Source organism: Streptomyces sp. NPDC002133 (genome assembly GCF_040296405.1).
Classification (GTDB): domain Bacteria; phylum Actinomycetota; class Actinomycetes; order Streptomycetales; family Streptomycetaceae; genus Streptomyces.
In genome coordinates this window covers 124,264-142,466 of the sequence record NZ_JBEOXF010000009.1, presented here as the reverse complement: position 1 = coordinate 142,466, position 18,203 = coordinate 124,264, and the positions used below count along the sequence as shown (strand labels likewise).

The 18,203-nt window shown below is 72.8% G+C and carries 15 protein-coding genes and 1 pseudogene; 12 read left to right on the top strand and 4 right to left on the bottom strand.

Annotated features, from left to right (window positions below):
- Nucleotides 1–100: 100 nt before the first annotated feature.
- Together ABT078_RS13455 and ABT078_RS13450 are read left to right on the top strand one after the other, a co-directional pair.
- Nucleotides 101–2,914, top strand: coding sequence for an FAD-binding and (Fe-S)-binding domain-containing protein (locus ABT078_RS13455; protein WP_351227049.1), 2,814 nt, complete (start codon nt 101–103; stop codon nt 2,912–2,914).
- A gap of 105 nt (nt 2,915–3,019) precedes the next feature.
- Nucleotides 3,020–3,613 (top strand): Uma2 family endonuclease, encoded by a 594-nt coding sequence (locus ABT078_RS13450; RefSeq protein WP_351227047.1) that lies wholly within the window; start codon nt 3,020–3,022, stop codon nt 3,611–3,613.
- 77 nt (nt 3,614–3,690) lie between these two features.
- On the opposite strand, the pseudogene ABT078_RS13445 reads toward ABT078_RS13450, so the two are convergent.
- Both ABT078_RS13445 and ABT078_RS13440 read right to left on the bottom strand, forming a co-directional pair.
- Nucleotides 3,691–4,077 (bottom strand): annotated as a pseudogene (locus tag ABT078_RS13445) (LuxR C-terminal-related transcriptional regulator); the annotation flags it as partial.
- 13 nt (nt 4,078–4,090) lie between these two features.
- Nucleotides 4,091–4,495: an ATP-binding protein gene (locus ABT078_RS13440; protein WP_351227045.1), complete on the bottom strand. Its 405-nt coding sequence runs from the start codon at nt 4,493–4,495 to the stop codon at nt 4,091–4,093.
- A 161-nt stretch (nt 4,496–4,656) separates the two neighbouring features.
- Between ABT078_RS13440 and ABT078_RS13435 the strand changes: the two genes are divergently transcribed.
- Together ABT078_RS13435 and ABT078_RS13430 are read left to right on the top strand one after the other, a co-directional pair.
- On the top strand, nt 4,657–5,199 hold the full coding sequence (locus tag ABT078_RS13435) for a GntR family transcriptional regulator (RefSeq protein WP_351227043.1): 543 nt from the start codon (nt 4,657–4,659) through the stop codon (nt 5,197–5,199).
- A complete protein-coding gene (locus ABT078_RS13430; RefSeq protein ID WP_351227041.1) occupies nt 5,196–5,975 on the top strand; it encodes a GntR family transcriptional regulator in 780 nt (259 codons plus the stop codon). Before ABT078_RS13435 ends, ABT078_RS13430 begins: the two co-directional genes overlap by 4 nt.
- 467 nt (nt 5,976–6,442) lie before the next feature.
- On the opposite strand, the gene ABT078_RS13425 is transcribed toward ABT078_RS13430, so the two are convergent.
- Entirely contained in the window at nt 6,443–7,252 is an 810-nt protein-coding gene (locus tag ABT078_RS13425; protein WP_351227039.1) for a Cof-type HAD-IIB family hydrolase, read from the bottom strand.
- A 108-nt stretch (nt 7,253–7,360) separates the two neighbouring features.
- Nucleotides 7,361–8,218 carry a LysR family transcriptional regulator gene (locus tag ABT078_RS13420; protein ID WP_351227037.1) on the bottom strand — a complete coding sequence of 286 codons (858 nt, stop codon included), beginning with the start codon at nt 8,216–8,218 and terminating at the stop codon, nt 7,361–7,363.
- 169 nt (nt 8,219–8,387) lie between these two features.
- On the opposite strand from ABT078_RS13420, the gene ABT078_RS13415 reads away from it, so the two are divergent.
- From ABT078_RS13415 to ABT078_RS13380, 8 genes are all read left to right on the top strand, one after another.
- Nucleotides 8,388–9,320: an EamA family transporter gene (locus tag ABT078_RS13415; protein WP_351227131.1), complete on the top strand. Its 933-nt coding sequence runs from the start codon at nt 8,388–8,390 to the stop codon at nt 9,318–9,320.
- A 30-nt stretch (nt 9,321–9,350) separates the two neighbouring features.
- On the top strand, nt 9,351–10,073 hold the full coding sequence (locus tag ABT078_RS13410) for a protein-L-isoaspartate(D-aspartate) O-methyltransferase (protein ID WP_351227036.1): 723 nt from the start codon (nt 9,351–9,353) through the stop codon (nt 10,071–10,073).
- A 1-nt stretch (nt 10,074) separates the two neighbouring features.
- Complete coding sequence (locus ABT078_RS13405; RefSeq protein WP_351227034.1) at nt 10,075–10,785, top strand: DUF429 domain-containing protein; 711 nt, start codon at nt 10,075–10,077, stop codon at nt 10,783–10,785.
- Between the two features lie 163 nt (nt 10,786–10,948).
- Nucleotides 10,949–11,737, top strand: a complete 789-nt coding sequence (locus ABT078_RS13400; protein WP_351227032.1) for a TIGR03084 family metal-binding protein — start codon at nt 10,949–10,951, stop codon at nt 11,735–11,737.
- A gap of 2 nt (nt 11,738–11,739) precedes the next feature.
- On the top strand, nt 11,740–13,431 hold the full coding sequence (locus ABT078_RS13395) for an acyclic terpene utilization AtuA family protein (RefSeq protein WP_351227030.1): 1,692 nt from the start codon (nt 11,740–11,742) through the stop codon (nt 13,429–13,431).
- A gap of 73 nt (nt 13,432–13,504) precedes the next feature.
- On the top strand, nt 13,505–15,106 hold the full coding sequence (locus tag ABT078_RS13390; protein WP_351227028.1) for an acyl-CoA carboxylase subunit beta: 1,602 nt from the start codon (nt 13,505–13,507) through the stop codon (nt 15,104–15,106).
- Between the two features lie 7 nt (nt 15,107–15,113).
- Nucleotides 15,114–17,045 (top strand): ATP-binding protein, encoded by a 1,932-nt coding sequence (locus ABT078_RS13385; protein WP_351227026.1) that lies wholly within the window; start codon nt 15,114–15,116, stop codon nt 17,043–17,045.
- Nucleotides 17,042–18,178 (top strand): acyl-CoA dehydrogenase family protein, encoded by a 1,137-nt coding sequence (locus ABT078_RS13380; RefSeq protein WP_351227024.1) that lies wholly within the window; start codon nt 17,042–17,044, stop codon nt 18,176–18,178. Before ABT078_RS13385 ends, ABT078_RS13380 begins: the two co-directional genes overlap by 4 nt.
- Nucleotides 18,179–18,203: the final 25 nt, after the last annotated feature.

Below are 18,203 nucleotides of genomic sequence, written 5' to 3'. Positions count from 1 at the left end.
CAAGGGTGTTGTCCGGCGGATGAGACAAGAGATCACCGGTCGGGACGGCGGGCGGGCGCGCCCGGGCGTCACCCGATCGAGCGTGGGGCACGCTGTGCCCATGGCTGATCGCAGGGAGCTCGAACGTGCCCTCCGGGCGGACGTCCGCGGCGACGTGGACTTCGGGCCCGGCGCCCGCGCGCTCATGACGATGGACGCCTCCAACTACCGCCGCGTCCCGGACGGCGTCGTCGCCCCGCGGGACGCGGCGGACGTCGCGGCGGCGCTCGCGGTCTGCCGGAGCCACGGGGTCCCGGTGGTGCCACGGGGCGCGGGGACGTCGATCGCCGGGCAGGCGACGGGCGTCGGAGTGGTGCTGGACTTCACCCGGCACATGCGGGCCGTCCTCTCCGTGGATCCCGAGGCGCGCACGGCCGTCGTCCAGCCGGGCGCGGTGCTGGACCGGCTGCGGGACGCGGCGGGGGCGTTCGGGCTGACCTTCGGCCCGGATCCGTCCACACACAGCCGTTGCACGCTCGGCGGGATGATCGGCAACAACGCGTGCGGGTCGCACTCGGTGGCATGGGGGACGACAGCGGACAACGTCCACGAGCTGTCGGTGGTGACGTACGGGGGTGACGAACTCCGGCTCGGCCAGGGGTGGGGGCCTGCGGTCCCGGCCGGGCTGCGGGAGCTCGTCGACGCGAACCTGGCGCTGCTGCGGACGGGGTTCCCCGACGGGCTGCCGCGGCGCATCTCCGGGTACGCCCTCGACGCGCTGCTCCCCGAGCGCGGTGCGGACCTCGCCCGCGCGTTCTGCGGCGGCGAGGGCACCCTGGCGGTGCTCACCGAGGCGACCGTACGGCTCGTGGAGTCGCCGCCGGCGCGGGCTCTCGCCGTGCTGGGGTACGCCGACGAGGGCGCGGCCGCCGAGGCCGCCGCCGGACTGCTGCCCTACCGGCCGCTGACGGTCGAGGGCATGGCGCAGGACCTGGTCCCGGACGCCCCGGGGCGCGGGCTGCCGCGCGGCGGGGCCTGGCTCTTCGTCGAGACGGGCGGGGCGACCGGCGCCGAGGCCCGGGCCCGCGCCGACGAGATCGTGCGGGGCGCCGACGCGCTGGACGGGACCGTCGTCACCGGCCCTGCGGGGCAGCGGGCGCTGTGGCGGATCCGGGAGGACGCGGCGGGCACCGCGACCCGGATGCCGGACGGCAGCGAGGCCTGGCCGGGCTGGGAGGACTGCGCGGTGCCACCGGCCCGCCTCGGCGCCTATATGCGGGATTTCCGGGCGTTGCTGGCGGAGCACGGACTGCGGGGCACCCCGTACGGGCACTTCGGCGACGGGTGCATCCACGTCCGCATCGACTTCGACCTGCTCGGCCGGGACGGCGTACGGCGCTTCCGTGCCTTCTCGCAGGAGGCGGCCGCGCTGGTCGTGGCGCACGGGGGTTCGCTGTCGGGCGAGCACGGGGACGGCCAGGCGCGGGCGGAGCTGCTGCCGACGATGTACGGGGACGAACTCGTCGCGCTCTTCGGCCGGTTCAAGGACGTCTGGGACCCGGCCGGCGGCCTCAACCCGGGCATCCTCGCCCACCCGGCACGGCTCGACGAGAACCTGCGCTTCGATGTGCTGCCGCGGCGGCCGCTCGATGTGGAGTTCGGCTACCCGCACGACGGCGGCGACTTCGCGGGGGCGGTGCGGCGCTGTGTCGGGGTCGCCAAGTGCCGGGTGGACGGGCCGAGTTCCGGTCCCGGGGTGATGTGCCCCTCGTACCGCGCGACCGGTGAGGAGCAGCACTCCACGCGCGGGCGCGCCCGGCTGCTGCACGAGATGCTCGCGGGCGAGGTCGTGACGGACGGCTGGCGGTCGCCGGAGGTACGGGACGCACTCGACCTGTGCCTGTCCTGCAAGGGGTGCAGGAGCGACTGTCCGGTGGGCGTCGACATGGCCACGTACAAGGCGGAGTTCCTGCACCACCACTACGCGGGCCGGGTGCGCCCGGCGGCCCACTACGCGATGGGGCGGCTGCCGGCGTGGCTGCGCCTGGCCGCACCTTTCGCCCCCGCCCTGAACGCGGCCGCCCGGGTACGCCCCCTGGCGGCACTCGCCAAGCGCCTGGGCGGCATCGCCCCGGAGAGGGACATCCCGGTGCTGGCGCCGGTGACGTTCCGGCGCTGGGTGCGCGGGCACCTGGGCGACCGTACGCGGATCTCCGCCAAGAGCCGGACGGCCGTGCTGTGGCCGGACACCTTCACCGACCACCTCTCGCCCGCGGTCGGGAAGGCCGCCGTGACGGTGATGGAGGCGGCCGGCATGGGCATCGTGCTGCCGCGTCGCCGCGTGTGCTGCGGCCTGACCTACGTTTCCACCGGCCAGCTCGACCGTGCACGTGCGGTGATGCGCAGGACCCTGGACACCGTCGAGCCGCTGCTGGACATGGACGTACCCGTGGTCGTCCTCGAACCGAGCTGCGCGGCCACCCTCACGACGGACCTCCCGGAACTCCTCGGCGACGACCCGCGCGCCGCCCGCCTCGCGGCATCCGTACGCACCTTCGCCGCCGCCCTGGAGCAGTGCGCACCGGACTGGACCCCGCCGAGGATCGACCGCCCGGTCGCCGGCCAGACCCACTGTCACCAGCACGCGGTCCTGGGCGACGCGGCGGAGCGCCGGCTGCGCGAACGAACGGGCCTGGCGGGCGATCTGAGCGGCGGCTGCTGCGGCCTCGCCGGCAACTTCGGCTTCGAGCGCGGCCACTACGAGGTGTCCGTCGCGTGCGCCGAGGACCAGCTGCTGCCGTCGGTACGGGCGGCGGGCGGGGGCGCGGTCCTGCTGGCGGACGGCTTCTCGTGCCGTACGCAGCTGGAGCAGCTGGCGGGCGTCCGGGGGCGTCATCTGGCGGAGGTGCTGGCGGAGGGGCTGGGGGAGGAGTAGGCGGCGGGTGGACGCGCGCTCGTACGGGCGTGTCGTCACAGCCGTACGTATCGTTGTACTGCGCGGCTGCAGGCGACCACGCGGCAGCCGGGGAGGAGCGCCAGGATGACCGTCGTAGAGACCGACAGGATCGACATGGCCGACGAGAACGACGAGCTGACTCTGGACGACCTGTTCGAGTCGCTCGAGCGGATGCCCGTCCCCGAGGGATACAAGGTCGAGATCGTCGAGGGGGCCGTCCACATGTCGCCGCAGCGGGATGCGCACTGGGAGATCATCCGCCGGATCGTCCGAGCTCTGGAGGACAGGTTCGGCATGAGCGTGAAGGTCAAGTCGGACGTGCGCATCGACTTTCCCGGGCACCTGAACGGATTCTGCCCGGATGTGGCGAAGCTCCGAGAAGGCGCGGAGAAAGACCACAAGGGACGCTGGCGTCACCAGGATGTCGAATTCATCGCCGAGGTGATCTCCAAGGACACCGCCGCCAACGACTACGGACGGAAGAAGACCGCCTACGCCGCCGCCGAGGTACTGGTCTATCTCATCGCCGACCCGTACGTCGGTAAGTGCCACGTCTACACCCAGCCCAAGAACGGTGACTACGTCATCGAGACGACCGTTGCCTTCGGTGCCGAGATCGACCTCACCAACACCCCTCTCGGCCTCACCCTCGCCACCGACGAGTTCCCCCGCGACTGAGCACACCTTCCTTGCACACCTTGCACGTTGCGGCAGGCTCTCCCCCAAGCTCTGTCCGGGGGACACCACCGTTCCGATCAGTATCCGGACGGGCGCACGACGCCCGTCTCGTACGCGAAGACCGCCGCCTGGGTGCGGTCGCGCAGGCCCAGCTTGACCAGGATCCGGCTCACATGACTCTTCACCGTCTGCTCCGCGACCACCAGCCGCACGGCTATCTCGGCGTTCGACAGGCCCTGCGCGATCAGCGACAGAACCTCGGTCTCGCGTTCCGTCAGGTCGCCGACGCGGTCCTTGAGCGGGGCGCGGGGAGCGCCCGCCGTCCGGGAGAACTCCGTGATCAGGCGCTTGGTGATGTTCGGGGAGAGAAGGGCGTCACCGGCCGCCACCACCCTGACCGCGTGCGCGAGTTCGTCGGCCGATGCGTCCTTGAGGAGGAACCCCGACGCGGGGCTGCGCGGCGCTCGGTCGGCAGATTCAGGGCACGTCGCTGTGCGGTTGCTCCAGTTTGAAGTCCAGCCACACGCTTTTACCCACGATGTGCTCTGTGACGCCGAAGTCGTCGGCCAGTTCCTTCACCAGGAAGAGCCCCCGCCCGTCGCACGCGTCCGCGTCTGCGGCCTGTACTTCGGGCCGACCGTCCCCGCTGTCCCGCACGTGGATACGCAGCACGGCGCCATCGACGGCGAGCCCGACGCAGAATTCGCGTCCAGGCGGGACGCCGTGCCGCAAGGCGTTCGTGGCGAGTTCCGAGACCGCGAGTTGCACGTCGTCGTGCCGCTCGACAATGCCCCACCGGATGAGGGTGTCGAGGGCGAACGCGCGTGCCGCGCCGACGGACCGGGCGGACCTGGGGAATCGCCGTTGCTGTGACAGGGGCACAGTGAGCCACCACCTTGGGTGAGCAGGTTGTACGATCGCGCAGACCGTACTGCTATTCACAAAAAGCAGCAAGATTTGCCCAAGGGTGGGGACTTAGAGTGAGTCGCCTACGGTACGAAGCAGCGCACGGCGCGGAGTTCGTCGGACGTCAGGGAGGCGCCATGAGCAGCAGCGACTGGGTCAGCACTTCGCTGCCCTACCTCACGCCGCGCAGGCGGGGCGAGGCCGACGCCTGGAGTGAGGAGGCTGCTGCTCGGGGAGGTTCCGGAGCGCAGCGCATCGTCCATGCCGGAGAAGTGCCCGCGCCGCCCGAGGTGGCCGAACTGTTGGGAGTCGCTGAGGGCGAGCCCGTCGTCGTACGCCGACGAGTGATCGAACTCGATGGTGATCCCTGCGAGTTGACGGACACGTACTACCCGGCCGCGGTGGCCCGTGGCACCCGGCTCGCCGGTACGGCCAAGATCCGGGGCGGGGCGGTGACGTTGCTTGCCGAACTGGGGCACGTTGGCGTACGCGTATGCGAGGACGTCACGGCCCGGATGCCCCGAGCCGAGGAGCGCGAGACGTTGCGCTTGGGGCCGGACGAGCCGGTACTGCGGCTGACGCGGCTCACCCTGGACGGCAGTGACCGTCCGATCCAGGCCGATCTGATGACCATGCCCGCGAACCGCCAGCGCCTCCGCTACGAGATCAGGATCGGATGACCGTGCCCCGCACCGACGCTGAAGCGTCCGACCGACGCCCCTTGCACGAGCGGATCGCTGCCGATCTGCGGGACGAGATCATGAGCGGTGACCTGGCGCCGGGTGCCAGGCTTCCGTCCACGGCGCAGATGAAGGAGCGGTTCGACGCGTCGGGCGCGACCGTGCAGAAGGCGCTCCAACTCCTCAAGAGCGAACGGCTGGTCGTCGGACGCGCAGGAGCTGCAGTGACGGTCCGCGAGCACCGCCAGCGCACGATGCGCCCCGCCGCGTACATGGCACCGGCGCGCCCGGGCGAGCTGTACCGGTGGCTCGCCCGGGAAGAGCGCAACGGCAGGCGGGCGCGCAGCACGCTGCTGGAAGTGGCGGAGGTCATGCCTCCCGCGGACGTGTCGGACGCGCTCGGCCTCGCCGAAGGGGCCGTTGCCGTACTTCGCCGCCAACTCCTCACGATCGACGACGAGCCGGCCGAACTCGTCGCGTCGTACTACCCGACGGATATCGCCCATGACACCCCCATCACGGAACGCCGCAAGATCCAGGGCGGGACGCCCGTACTGCTGACCGGTCTCGGGTTTCCTCCGCGTCTCAGCGTGGACCACGTCTCGGCACGGGTGCCAACGCAGGAACAATGCACGGCACTGCTTCTCCCCGGAAACTTGCCGGTGCTCCGCACCCTGCGGGTCGTCTACAGCAATCATGAGCGCCCCATCGAGGCGACGGTCATGGTCAAGGCGGGCCATCTCTACGAACTACGGTACGAGTTCACGCCTGATTGAGCGGAGGCTTCGGAGCCTCATCGTGACGGGGCAACCGACTGTCCCCGGAATGGGGCGTGCCGAGTTCCGCGCGTCGGCTCCTCCTCGCCGAGGCCGCCGCGGACAAACGAGTGAAGCTGACCGACGACGCGGCCGAACAGCTCGCCACGAGCTCCGACCCCCGCCTCCGGGCCGAGGCCGCCCACTTCCCCGGGCTGCCCGTGCGCCTGTTGACCTCGCTCGTCACCGACGCCGATCCGCGCGTGCGCGCGTCCGCCTGCCCTCACGCCTGGTCGCCTCTGGACACCGCGGCACGGAACGTGCTGCTCGCCGACGGCGGCGTGCGCGTCGTCGCGCTGCTGTGCCACTACGAGGACCACCCGATGTCCCGGTCGGTCTTCGAGGCGCACGGCTTCGGCAACCGGACGGTGGAGACGTACCGCCTCGACCGCGAACACCCGGGGCCGTGCGCGGACGCCCGGACTGGCTCAGCCCCTCCCGAAGAGCTGTTCCAGGACCACGGCGACGCCGTCCTCCTGGTTGGACGCCGTGCGCCGGCGTACGGCGGAGAGCACGGCCGGGTGGGCGTTGCCCATCGCGTAGCCGGTGCCGGCCCAGTTCAGGAACGTCAGGTCGTTGGGCATGTCGCCGAAGGCGACGACCTCGGAGGCCGGGATGCCGCGCTCGCCGCACAGAGCCGAGAGGGTCTCCGCCTTCGTCACGCCCGGTGCGCTGATCTCCAGCAGTCCGCGACCGCCGGAGTGCGTGAACTGGGCCACGGTGCCCGCGGCGTCCTCGGCGATGGCGAGCAGCCTGTCCGCGTCGAACCGCGCGGAATGGGCCAGTAGTTGCACGATGGGCACGTTTGTGAGCCACAGGTCCGCCAGGGACGAGACCGCGAGGTCGGCTGCAGGGACTCCGCCGAAACGCAGTCTGTACGCCGGTTCGTACAGGACCTGGTGGCCCGTCTCCAGGGCGAAGCCCAGTCCGGGCGCGGCGGTCGACAGTGCGGCGGCCACATCGCGGGCGACGGCCAGGGGCAGGGTCCGGGACGTGGTCACGGTGCGGGTCGCGATGTCGTACACCAGCGCGCCGTTGCTGCACACCGCCGTCCCGCCGAGTCCGGCGGCGGTCGCGAGCACGTCCACGTACCGCGGCGGGCGGGCCGTGACGAAGACGACCTCGGCGCCGGTGTCGACGGCGGAACGCAGCGCGCGCACGGTGCGGGCGGAGAGGGTGCCGTCGCTGCGCAGGAGCGTGCCGTCGAGGTCGGTGGCGATCAGTCGGGGCGGCGGCATCGGGCCATGGTAACGAGCCGTCGCCGGCGGGATTCGGTGTCCCGATCGATCGTCGGCGCCCGCGGTGCGGGCTTCGGGAAGTGCCTGCAGGGCTGTCCGCGACCGGCCTCAGCCGCGGGCGCTGAGTTCGCGGGCCAGCTCCGTCAGCGCCTCCAGCGCCGGATGCGGAGCCGTCGTGCGCCAGGCGAGGAGGACCGGGACCGGCGGGGCGTCGGTGAGGGGGCGGTAGGCGACGCCCGGGTGGGGGTGCATCCCGGCCGTGGACGCGGCCGAGACGCCGGCGCCGCGGCCCGCCGCGATGGCGGTGAGCCAGTCGTCGGTGTTGGCGACCGTGAGGGTCGAGGCCGGCCGGGAGGGGGCCGGCCACAGTGCGGGAGTGGTGGTGCCGGAGACCGTGTTGAGGACGATCGTCCCGGGAGTCAGGTCGGCGAGGGCCAGCGCGGGGCGGGCGGCCAGCGGGTCGTCGGACGGGACCGCCGCGACCCGGGGCTCGGTGAAGAGGAGTTCGGTCGCGAGGCCCGGGGTGTCGACCGGGCCGCGCAGCACCGCCGCGTCGACCTCGCCGCGGGCCAGGCCCGCCGTGCGGTCGTCGATGCGCAGCAGCTCGAGGGGCACGTCCGGATGTTCCTGCTGCCAGCGGCGGAGCAGCGGGGTGGTGTACGGGCCGAGGGCGGACCAGGCGTGGCCGAGGCGGAGGGGGCGGTGGTGCAGCCGGACCGCGTCGAGGGCTTCGTCGAAGGCGGTGACGGCCGTCGCGGCCTTGTCACGGAAGGCCAGGCCCTCGGGGGTGAGATCGAGGTGGTGGGTGGAGCGGTCGACGAGCCGGACGCCCAGGTGGCGTTCGAGCGCGGCGAGGGTACGGGAGACGGCCGGCTGGGTCCGATGCAGCGTGGCGGCGGCCCGGGTCAGGCTCCGTTCCTCCGCGATGGCGAGAAAGCAGCGGAGATGGCGCAGCTCGATGCTCATGCGTGCGGAGCATAATCGCAGCCCATTAGGCATTTCACGGGCGGCGCGGGGTTCCGTAGCGTGAAGGGAGGGAAGTGGACCAGACTCTTCCAGTGCAGTATTTTGGACCGACAGTTCAGTCGGATGGACGAAGGTGGAATCGGTGAGCGGGTCCCGGAGCGCGAGCGGCATGGGCAGCGCGAGCGCGGAACAGGCGGCCGCCTCCGCCGTCGCGCTGCCCGAGGCCGCCGGCGCCCTCGCGGGCGAACGAGGGCGCGGCCTCGCCCTCGGGCCGGTCGCGCTCGTCGTCGCGGGCGGGCTCTCGGTGCAGTTCGGTGCCGCCGTCGCCGTGCTGCTGATGCCCCGCGCGGGAGCGCTCGGCGTCGTCACACTGCGGCTCGTGCTTGCCGCCATCGTCCTGATGCTGGTCTGCCGGCCGCGGCTGCGGGGGCACTCCCGCGCCGACTGGGGCACCGTCGTCGCCTTCGGCACCGTCATGGCGGCCATGAACATGCTGTTCTACCAAGCCGCGGACCGCATTCCGCTCGGCGCCGCCGTCACCCTCGAGGTGCTCGGGCCGCTCGCGCTCTCGGTCGTGGTCTCGCGGCGGCTGATCAATCTGCTGTGGGCGGGGCTCGCGCTCGCCGGCGTCGTCCTGCTCAGCGGAGGCGGCTTCGACCGCCTAGACCCGGTCGGTGCCGCCTTCGCCCTCGGGGCGGGCGCGATGTGGGCCGCGTACATCGTCTTCAGCGCCCGCACCGGACGCCGCTTCCCCCAGGCCGACGGGCTGGCCCTCGCGATGGCGGTCGGCGCGGTGCTCAGCCTGCCGTTCGGCATCGTCGAGGCGGGGAGCAAACTGTTCGTGCCGTCCACGATCGGGCTCGGGCTCGCGGTCGCGCTGATGTCGTCCGTGCTGCCGTACACGCTGGAGCTCCTGGCCCTGCGCCGGCTGCCCGCGTCGACCTTCGCCGTGCTGATGAGCCTGGAGCCCGCGATCGCGGCGACCGCCGGATTCCTGGTGCTGCACCAGGCCCTGTCCGCCGCCGACGCGCTGGCGATCGCCCTGGTCATCGCGGCCAGCATTGGAGCGGTACGGACACAGGTGGGGCGCGCCGCCCGGTAGCCGCCGGTCGGCAGTACGGAGGCGGACACGATGACGGATCCCTGGCCCGATCCCGGCCCAGGTCCCGGCGCCGGCGCCGACGGCCCTGAAGGTCCGGGCCCTGGGGACCTGGTCAGGGCCGCCCGTGCCGCCGGAGTCCGTGACGCGCGTCTGCTGGAGGCCATGCGGTCCACCCCGCGTGCGGCCTTCGTCCCCGCCGCTCACCGTGCCTCGGCGTACGCGGACGTGCCGATTCCCATCAGCCACGGTCAGGTGACGACGCAGCCCTCCCTCGTCGCCATGATGATCGCCGCGCTCGGCCTGACCGGGAGCGAGCGCGTCCTGGAGATCGGCACCGGTCACGGCTTCCAGACCGCCCTGCTGGCCCGCCTCGCCACGTACGTCGTCAGCGTCGAGCGCTGGCCGGACATGGCGCGTGAGGCCCGGGCCAATCTCGGCGCCCGCGGCGTCGCGAACGTCGAGGTCGTCGTCGGCGACGGCACCCTCGGCATGCCCGCCCGCGCCCCCTACGACGCCGTCGTCGTCTGCGCCGCCTTCCCGGAGGTGCCGCCGCCGCTGGTCCGGCAGCTGCGGGTCGGTGGCCGTCTCGTCCAGCCGATCGGTCCGGGCGGCCAGGAGGAGGTCGAGCTGTACGAGCGCACGGCCGGCGCCCACGGCCTCCTGCGCAGGGGCGGTGTCGTGGCGGCCCGCTTCGTCCGCCTCTACGGGGACTACGGATATCCCGCCACGGATCCGTTCGGGGATGCTGGGTGACATGGTGGCGGTCGTGACGGTCCTGGGCGTCGACGCGTGCGCGGCCGGGTGGGTGGGGGTCGAGCTCCGTGACGGCCGGTTCGCAGGGGCTCGCCTGAGCAGCGACCTGCGCTCGCTGCTGCGCGAGGCACCGGTAACCGGTGGCGGTGGTGACTTCGGGGTCGTGGCCGTGGACATGCCCCTGGGGCTCCTCGACACGGGGTGGCGGCAAGCGGACACCGAGGCGGCCGCCTTGCTGGGCCGGCTCCGGAGCAGCGTCTTCCGAGTGCCTCCGCACGCGGTGTGGCAGGAGGAGGAGTACGAGGCCGCGAACCGCAGATGCCGGGAGCTCACCGGCACCGGGCTGAGCCGCCAGAGCTGGGGGCTCGCCGTCAAACTCCGCGAGGCGAACGGCTGCCTGGCGGACGCCGGGAGCGACCGGCTCTTCGAGGTGCACCCCGAAGTGTCGTTCCGGGCACTGGCGGGCGGGCAGTCGCTCCCGCACCGGAAGAAGAGCTGGGCGGGGCAGATGGCCCGCCGCTCCCTCCTCGAGGCCGCAGGCGTCGTCATTCCCGACGGGCTCGGGGACGTGGGACGTGTGGCGCCGGACGACGTGCTGGACGCGGCGGCCGCTGCCTGGAGCGCACACCGGATCGCCCTGCGCCGCGCACGCTCCCTCCCGGACCCGCCGCAACGCGACGCCCGCGGCCGTCAGGTCGCGATCTGGTACTGACCCCGTGGACGCGGCGGTTGCCGGCCGCCCTCCGCGGACGGGGAGGCCGTCGGCCGCTCCTGCGCACACAGAAGGCCGGAAAAAGTAAAGCAAGCGCGCTTGCTTGTTTCTGGTTGCGGTGCCATGCTCCGGACACCACGCCGTGTCCCGGAGGGAGCGCACCGTGCCCGACCCCGCGGTCGTCATCGACGACCTGCGCGCAGAGAGCGAGGAACTCGACCGCCTCATCGGTGAGTCGAGTGACGAACAGTGGGAGACCGCGACACCCGCGGCCGGCTGGACCATCGCCCACCAGATCGCCCATCTCGCCTGGACCGACGAGGTCGCGCTGCTCGCCGTCACCAACCCCGGGGCGTTCGCCGAGGAGGTCGAGAAGGCCCTCGTCGCACCCGACACCTTCGTCGACCGTGCCGCCGAAGCCGGCGCCCGCCGGCCGCCGCACGAGCTGCTCGCCCACTGGCGGGCCGGCCGCGACGGGCTCCGGCAGGCCCTGCGCGACGCGCCCGCGGGATCCCGCTTCCCCTGGTACGGGCCGCCCATGAGCGCCACCTCGATGGCCACCGCCCGGCTCATGGAGACCTGGGCACACGGCCAGGACGTCGCCGACGCGCTCGGCGTCGTACGGGAGCCGACCGCCCGGCTGAGACATGTCGCGCACATCGGTGTCCGGGCCCGCGACTACGCCTACACCGTCCGCGGGATCGAACCGCCGAAGCAGGAGTTCCGGGTCGAACTCACCGGCCCCGACGGCGAGCTGTGGGCGTACGGGCCCGAGGACGCCGCCCAGAGTGTCGCCGGCCCCGCGCTGGACTTCTGTCTGCTGGTGACCCAGCGCGCGCACCGCGCCGACCTCGCCGTACGGGCGGAGGGCGCGGACGCCGACCGGTGGCTGGACATCGCCCAGGCCTTCGCAGGCCCTGCGGGTGCGGGCCGCGCACCGAAGGGGGCGTGAGGATGGCTCCGGAGCCGCTTCGTATCGGCAACGCCTCCGGCTTCTACGGCGACCGCTTCGACGCCGTGCGCGAGATGCTCACCGGCGGTGGACTCGACGTCCTCACCGGCGACTACCTCGCCGAGCTGACCATGCTCATCCTCGGCCGCGACCGGGCGAAGGACCCGCGCCTCGGATACGCCAAGACCTTTCTGCGGCAGCTGGAGGAGGGCCTCGGGCTCGCCCACGAGCGCGGGGTGCGGATCGTCACCAACGCCGGCGGGCTCAACCCGGCGGGCCTCGCGGAGGCGGTGCGCGCACTCGCGGACCGGGTCGGCGTGCCCGTGCGGGTCGCCCACGTCGAGGGCGACGACCTCACCGCCCGCTTCCCCGGCGCGCTCGCGGCGAACACGTACCTCGGCGGGGGCGGGATCGCCGCGTGCCTCGCCGCCGGCGCCGACGTCGTCGTCACCGGACGGGTGACGGACGCGGCGCTCGTCACCGGGCCCGCGCAGTGGCGGTTCGGGTGGGGGCCCGAGGCGTACGACCGGCTCGCGGGCGCGGTCGTCGCGGGCCACGTGCTGGAGTGCGGGACGCAGGCGACCGGCGGCAACTACGCCTTCTTCACCGGCCATGGGCTCCGGCGGCCCGGCTTCCCGCTCGCGGAGCTGTACGCCGACGGCACGTCCGTCATCACGAAGCACCCCGGCACCGGCGGGTTCGTGGACGTCGGCACGGTCACGGCGCAGCTGCTGTACGAGACGGGCGGCGCGCGGTACGCAGGTCCCGACGTCACCGCCCGCCTCGACTCCGTACGTCTCACCCAGGACGGGCCCGACCGGGTCCGTGTCGCGGGCGTGCGCGGCGAGGCCCCGCCGCCCACGCTCAAGACCGGCCTGGTGAGGGTCGGCGGCTGGCGCAACGAGGTCGTGTTCGTCCTGACGGGACTGGACGTGGAGGCCAAGGCGGAGCTGGTGCGGGGACAGATCGAGGACGCTTTCGCGCATGCCAAGTCCCGGCCGGAGGAGGTCCGCTGGGAACTGGCCCGCACCGACCGCCCCGACGCGGACACGGAGGAGACGGCGAGCGCGCTGCTGCGGCTGGTGGTGCGCGACAGGGACGCCGAGGCTGTGGGACGCGTCGTCAGCGGCGCCGCGATCGAGCTGGCGCTCGGCAGCTACCCCGGCTTCCATGTGACGGCCCCGCCGGGGAAGGGCACGCCGTACGGGGTGTTCGATGCCGTGTACGTGGAAGCGGCGTCGGTCGAGCACGTCGCGGTGCTGCCGGACGGGGAGAGGGTGCCGGTGCCGGCGGCGGGCCGTACGCGGCCGCTGGAGCCCGTCGCCGCACCGCCCCTGCCCGAGCCGCTTCCGGCGGGCGGTCCGGTGCGCCGCGTCCCGCTCGGCCTCGTCGCGGGAGCCCGCAGCGGTGACAAGGGCGGGGACGCGAACGTCGGGGTCTGGGTCCGGACGGACGAGGCGTGGCGGTGGCTGGCCCACGAGCTCACGGTCGACCGCTTCCGCGACCTCCTCCCGGAGACCGCCGGACTGACGGTCGTACGGCACGTCCTGCCGAATCTGCGCGCGCTGAATTTCGTCGTCAACGGGCTGCTCGGCGAGGGCGTCGCCGCCCAGGCCCGCTTCGACCCCCAGGCGAAGGCGCTGGGCGAGTGGCTCCGGTCGCGACACGTCGAGGTGCCGGTGGCGCTGCTGTGACGGACACGCGGGCCCACCGCTCGGTACCGGTACAACCCCACAGCCCATCCTCACCCCCACCGGAGGTGACCCCATGACCGTCCTCCCCAGCACGCTCGACACGACGTCGCCCGAGTACGCCGCCCACCGCGCCGCGATGCTCGCCAAGCTGGACCAGCTCGAGGCCGAGCACGCGAAGGCCCTGGCCGGGGGCGGCGAGAAGTACGTCGCCCGGCACCGGAAGCGCGGCAAGCTGCTCGCCCGCGAGCGGATCGAGCTCCTCCTCGACCCGGACACGCCGTTCCTGGAGCTGTCGCCGCTCGCCGCGTGGGGGAGCGACTACCCCGTCGGCGCCTCCATCGTCACCGGCATCGGCACCGTCGAGGGCGTCGAGTGCCTGATCACCGCCAACGACCCGACCGTACGCGGCGGAGCCAGCAACCCCTGGACGCTGAAGAAGGCCCTCCGCGCCAACGAGATCGCGTTCGCCAACCGCCTCCCGGTCATCAGCCTCGTCGAGTCGGGCGGTGCCGATCTGCCCTCCCAGAAGGAGATCTTCATCCCGGGCGGCGCGCTCTTCCGTGACCTCACCCGGCTCTCCGCCGCCGGTATCCCGACCGTCGCCGTCGTCTTCGGCAATTCCACCGCAGGCGGGGCGTACGTGCCCGGCATGTCCGACCACACGGTCATGATCAGGGAGCAGTCGAAGGTCTTCCTCGGCGGCCCGCCGCTCGTCAAGATGGCCACCGGCGAGGAGAGCGACGACGAGTCCCTCGGCGGCGCCGAGATGCACGCCCGCACCTCCGGCCTCGCCGATCACTACGCCGTCGACGAGCACGACGCCCTCCGCCACGCCCGCCGGATCGTCGCCCGCCTCAACCACCGCAAGGCGCACCGCGATCCGGACGCCCCCGCGGCGGAGCCGAAGTACGACGAGGACGAGCTCCTCGGCATCGTTCCCGAGGACCTCAAGACCCCCTTCGACCCGCGCGAGGTCATCGCCCGGATCGTCGACGGCTCGGACTTCGACGAGTTCAAGCCGCTGTACGGGACGAGCCTGGTCACCGGCTGGGCGCGGCTGCACGGCTACCCCGTCGGCGTGCTCGCCAACGCGCAGGGCGTGCTGTTCAGCGCCGAGTCGCAGAAGGCGGCCCAGTTCATCCAGCTCGCCAACCAGCGCGACATCCCGCTCCTCTTCCTCCACAACACCACCGGCTACATGGTCGGCAAGGAGTACGAACAGGGCGGCATCATCAAGCACGGCGCGATGATGATCAACGCGGTGGCGAACTCGAAGGTCCCGCACCTGACCGTCCTCATGGGCGCCTCGTACGGCGCCGGGCACTACGGCATGTGCGGACGGGCCTACGACCCGCGCTTCCTCTTCGCCTGGCCCAGTGCCAAGTCCGCCGTCATGGGCCCGCAGCAGCTCGCCGGTGTCCTGTCGATCGTCGCCCGCGCGTCCGCCGCCGCGAAGGGGCAGCCGTACGACGACGAGGCCGACGCCGCCCTGCGCGCGATGGTGGAGCAGCAGATCGAGTCCGAGTCGCTGCCGATGTTCCTGTCCGGGCGGCTGTACGACGACGGCGTCATCGACCCGCGCGACACCCGCACGGTCCTCGGCATGTGCCTGTCCGCCCTCCACACGGCCCCGGTCGAAGGCGCGCGCGGCGGCTTCGGCGTCTTCAGGATGTGAGGCCTTGATGATCCATTCCGTACTCGTCGCCAACCGGGGCGAGATCGCCTGCCGGGTCTTCCGCACCTGCCGTGAGCTGGGCATCGCGACCGTCGCGGTGTACTCGGACCCGGACGCCGACGCTCTGCACACGAGGGAGGCCGACGCCGCCGTACGCCTCCCCGGCGCCACCCCCGCCGAGACCTATCTGCGCGGTGACCTGATCGTGAAGGCGGCGCTCGCGGCGGGCGCGGACGCGGTGCACCCCGGATACGGATTCCTGTCCGAGAACGCCGGCTTCGCACGTGCCGTCATCGACGCGGGGCTGGTGTGGATCGGCCCGCCGCCCGAGGCCATCGAGGCGATGGCGTCCAAGACACGGGCCAAGGAGCTGATGGGCATCACGCCCCTCGCCGCGTCCGACGTCACCGAGGACGATCTCCCCGTGCTGGTCAAGGCGGCAGCGGGCGGTGGCGGCCGCGGCATGCGGATCGTGCGCGAACTCGCCTTCCTCAAGGAGGAACTGGAGGCGGCGCGGGCCGAGGCGCTCAGCGCCTTCGGCGACGGAGAGGTCTTCGTCGAGCCGTACGTCGAGAAGGGCCGCCATGTGGAGGTGCAGATCCTCGCGGACGCGCACGGCACGGTCTGGGCGCTCGGCACCCGTGACTGCTCCCTCCAGCGGCGTCACCAGAAGGTCGTCGAGGAGGCCCCGGCGCCCGGGCTGAGCCCGGAACTCACGGCCGCCCTCCGCGAGATGGCCGTCCGCGCCGCCCGCGCGACGGACTACCGGGGCGCCGGCACGGTGGAGTTCCTGGTCGCCGACGGCACGGCGCACTTCCTGGAGATGAACACCCGCCTCCAGGTCGAACACCCGGTGACGGAAGAGGTGTTCGGTATCGACCTCGTCGCCCTGCAGCTCCGGGTCGCGGAGGGTGCCCCCCTCCCGCCCGCCCCGCCGGCCCCCCACGGCCACGCCGTCGAGGCCCGCCTCTACGCCGAGGACCCGGCCCGCGACTGGACCCCGCAGACCGGCACGCTGCACCGCCTCTCCGTGCCGGCCGGCTCCGGCGTGCGCCTGGACACCGGGTGCGCGGACGGCGACCGCATCGGGGTCCACTACGACCCGATGCTGGCCAAGGCCGTCGCCTGGGCGCCCACCCGGGCGGAGGCCGTGCGGAAGCTGGCCGGTGTGCTGGAGCGTGCCCGCGTGCACGGGCCCGTGACCAACCGGGAACTGCTCGTACGGTCCCTGCGGCACCCCGAGTTCGCCTCGGCCGCGATGGACACCGGCTTCTACGACCGGCATCTGCCGGAGCTGACCGCTGCCGAGGACGGCGAGGAAGTGGCCGCGCTCGCGGCCGCCCTGGCGGACGCGGCCGCCCGGCAGACGGCCGGGAGCGCCACCGCCCGCCTCGGCGGCTGGCGCAACCTTCCGTCGCAGCCGCAGGTCAAGCGGTATCTCGGCCGCGAAGGCGAGCACGAAGTGCGCTACCGCCGCACCCGCCACGGCACGGAGGCCGAAGGCTTTCCGGACGTGCGGGTCCTCGATGCGACCGCGCACGCCGTACGGCTGGAAGTCGGCGGTGTGCAGCGCGAGTTCCGGGTCGGCCGCTACGGCACCCGTGTCCACGTCGACACGGCCGCAGGCGCCTACACCCTCATGGAAGCGCCCCGCTTCCCCGATCCCGCGGACCGCCACGAGCCCGGCTCGCTGCTCGCGCCGATGCCAGGGACCGTCGTACGCATCGCCGAGGGCCTGGCCCCCGGGTCGGCGGTCACCGCCGGGCAGCCGCTCGTCTGGCTGGAGGCGATGAAGATGGAGCACAGGATCTCCGCTCCCGCCTCCGGCACGCTCACCGCGCTCCACGCCGCCCCCGGCCGCCAGGTCGAGGTCGGTGCCCTTCTCGCCGTCGTACAAGCCGCCGCACCAGCCGCCGTACAGGAGGACGCCACCCCATGAACAGCGTCATCGAGAGCGAAGAGCACATCGCACTGCGCGCCGCCGTCTCCGCGCTCGGGCGCCGGCACGGCCGCGGCCACGACCGAGAGGCGCTGTGGGCCGAGGCCGCCAAGCTCGGCTACCTCGGCGTGAACCTGCCCGAGGAGCACGGCGGCGGTGGCGGCGGCATGGCCGAGCTGTCCATCGTCCTGGAGGAGCTGGGCGCCTCGGGCTGTCCGCTGCTGATGATGATCGTCTCGCCCGCCATCTGCGGCGTCGTCATCGCGCGCTTCGGCACCGAGGAACAGAAGCGGCAGTGGCTCCCCGGACTCGCCGACGGCAGCCGCACCATGGCCTTCGGCATCACCGAGCCCGACGCCGGGTCGAACTCCCACCGCATCACCACCACGGCCCGCAGGACCGAGGACGGCGGCTGGCGGCTCACCGGCCGCAAGGTCTTCGTCTCCGGCGTCGACATCGCCGACGCCACCCTCGTCGTCGGACGGACGGAAGACGCGCGCACCGGCAGGCTCAAGCCCTGCCTGTTCATCGTCCCGCGCGACGCCCCCGGCTTCACCCGCTCGCAGATCGACATGGAACTGCACGCGCAGGAGAAGCAGTTCGAGCTCGTCCTCGACGACGTGGCCCTGCCCGCCGACGCCCTCGTCGGCGACGAGGACGCGGGCCTGCTCCAGCTCTTCGCCGGGCTCAACCCGGAGCGGATCATGACCGCGGCCTTCGCCATCGGCATGGGGCGCTACGCCCTCGCACAGGCCGTCGACTACGCCAGGACCCGGCAGGTCTGGAAGGCCCCCATCGGCGCCCACCAGGCCATCGCCCACCCCCTCGCCCAGGCCCACATCGAGCTGGAGCTCGCCCGCCTGATGATGCAGAAGGCCGCCGCCCTCTACGACGCGGGCGACGACCTGGGCGCGGGAGAGGCGGCGAACATGGCCAAGTACGCGGCCGCCGAGGCCTGTGTGAAGGCCGTCGACCAGTCCGTGCACACCCTCGGCGGCAACGGCCTCACCCGCGAGTACGGCCTCGCCGCGCTGATCACGGCCTCCCGCGTCGCCCGGATCGCTCCGGTCAGCCGGGAAATGATCCTCAACTACGTATCCCATCAGTCCCTGGGTCTCCCCAAGTCGTACTGACAGAGGCGATTCTGGCGCCACCACT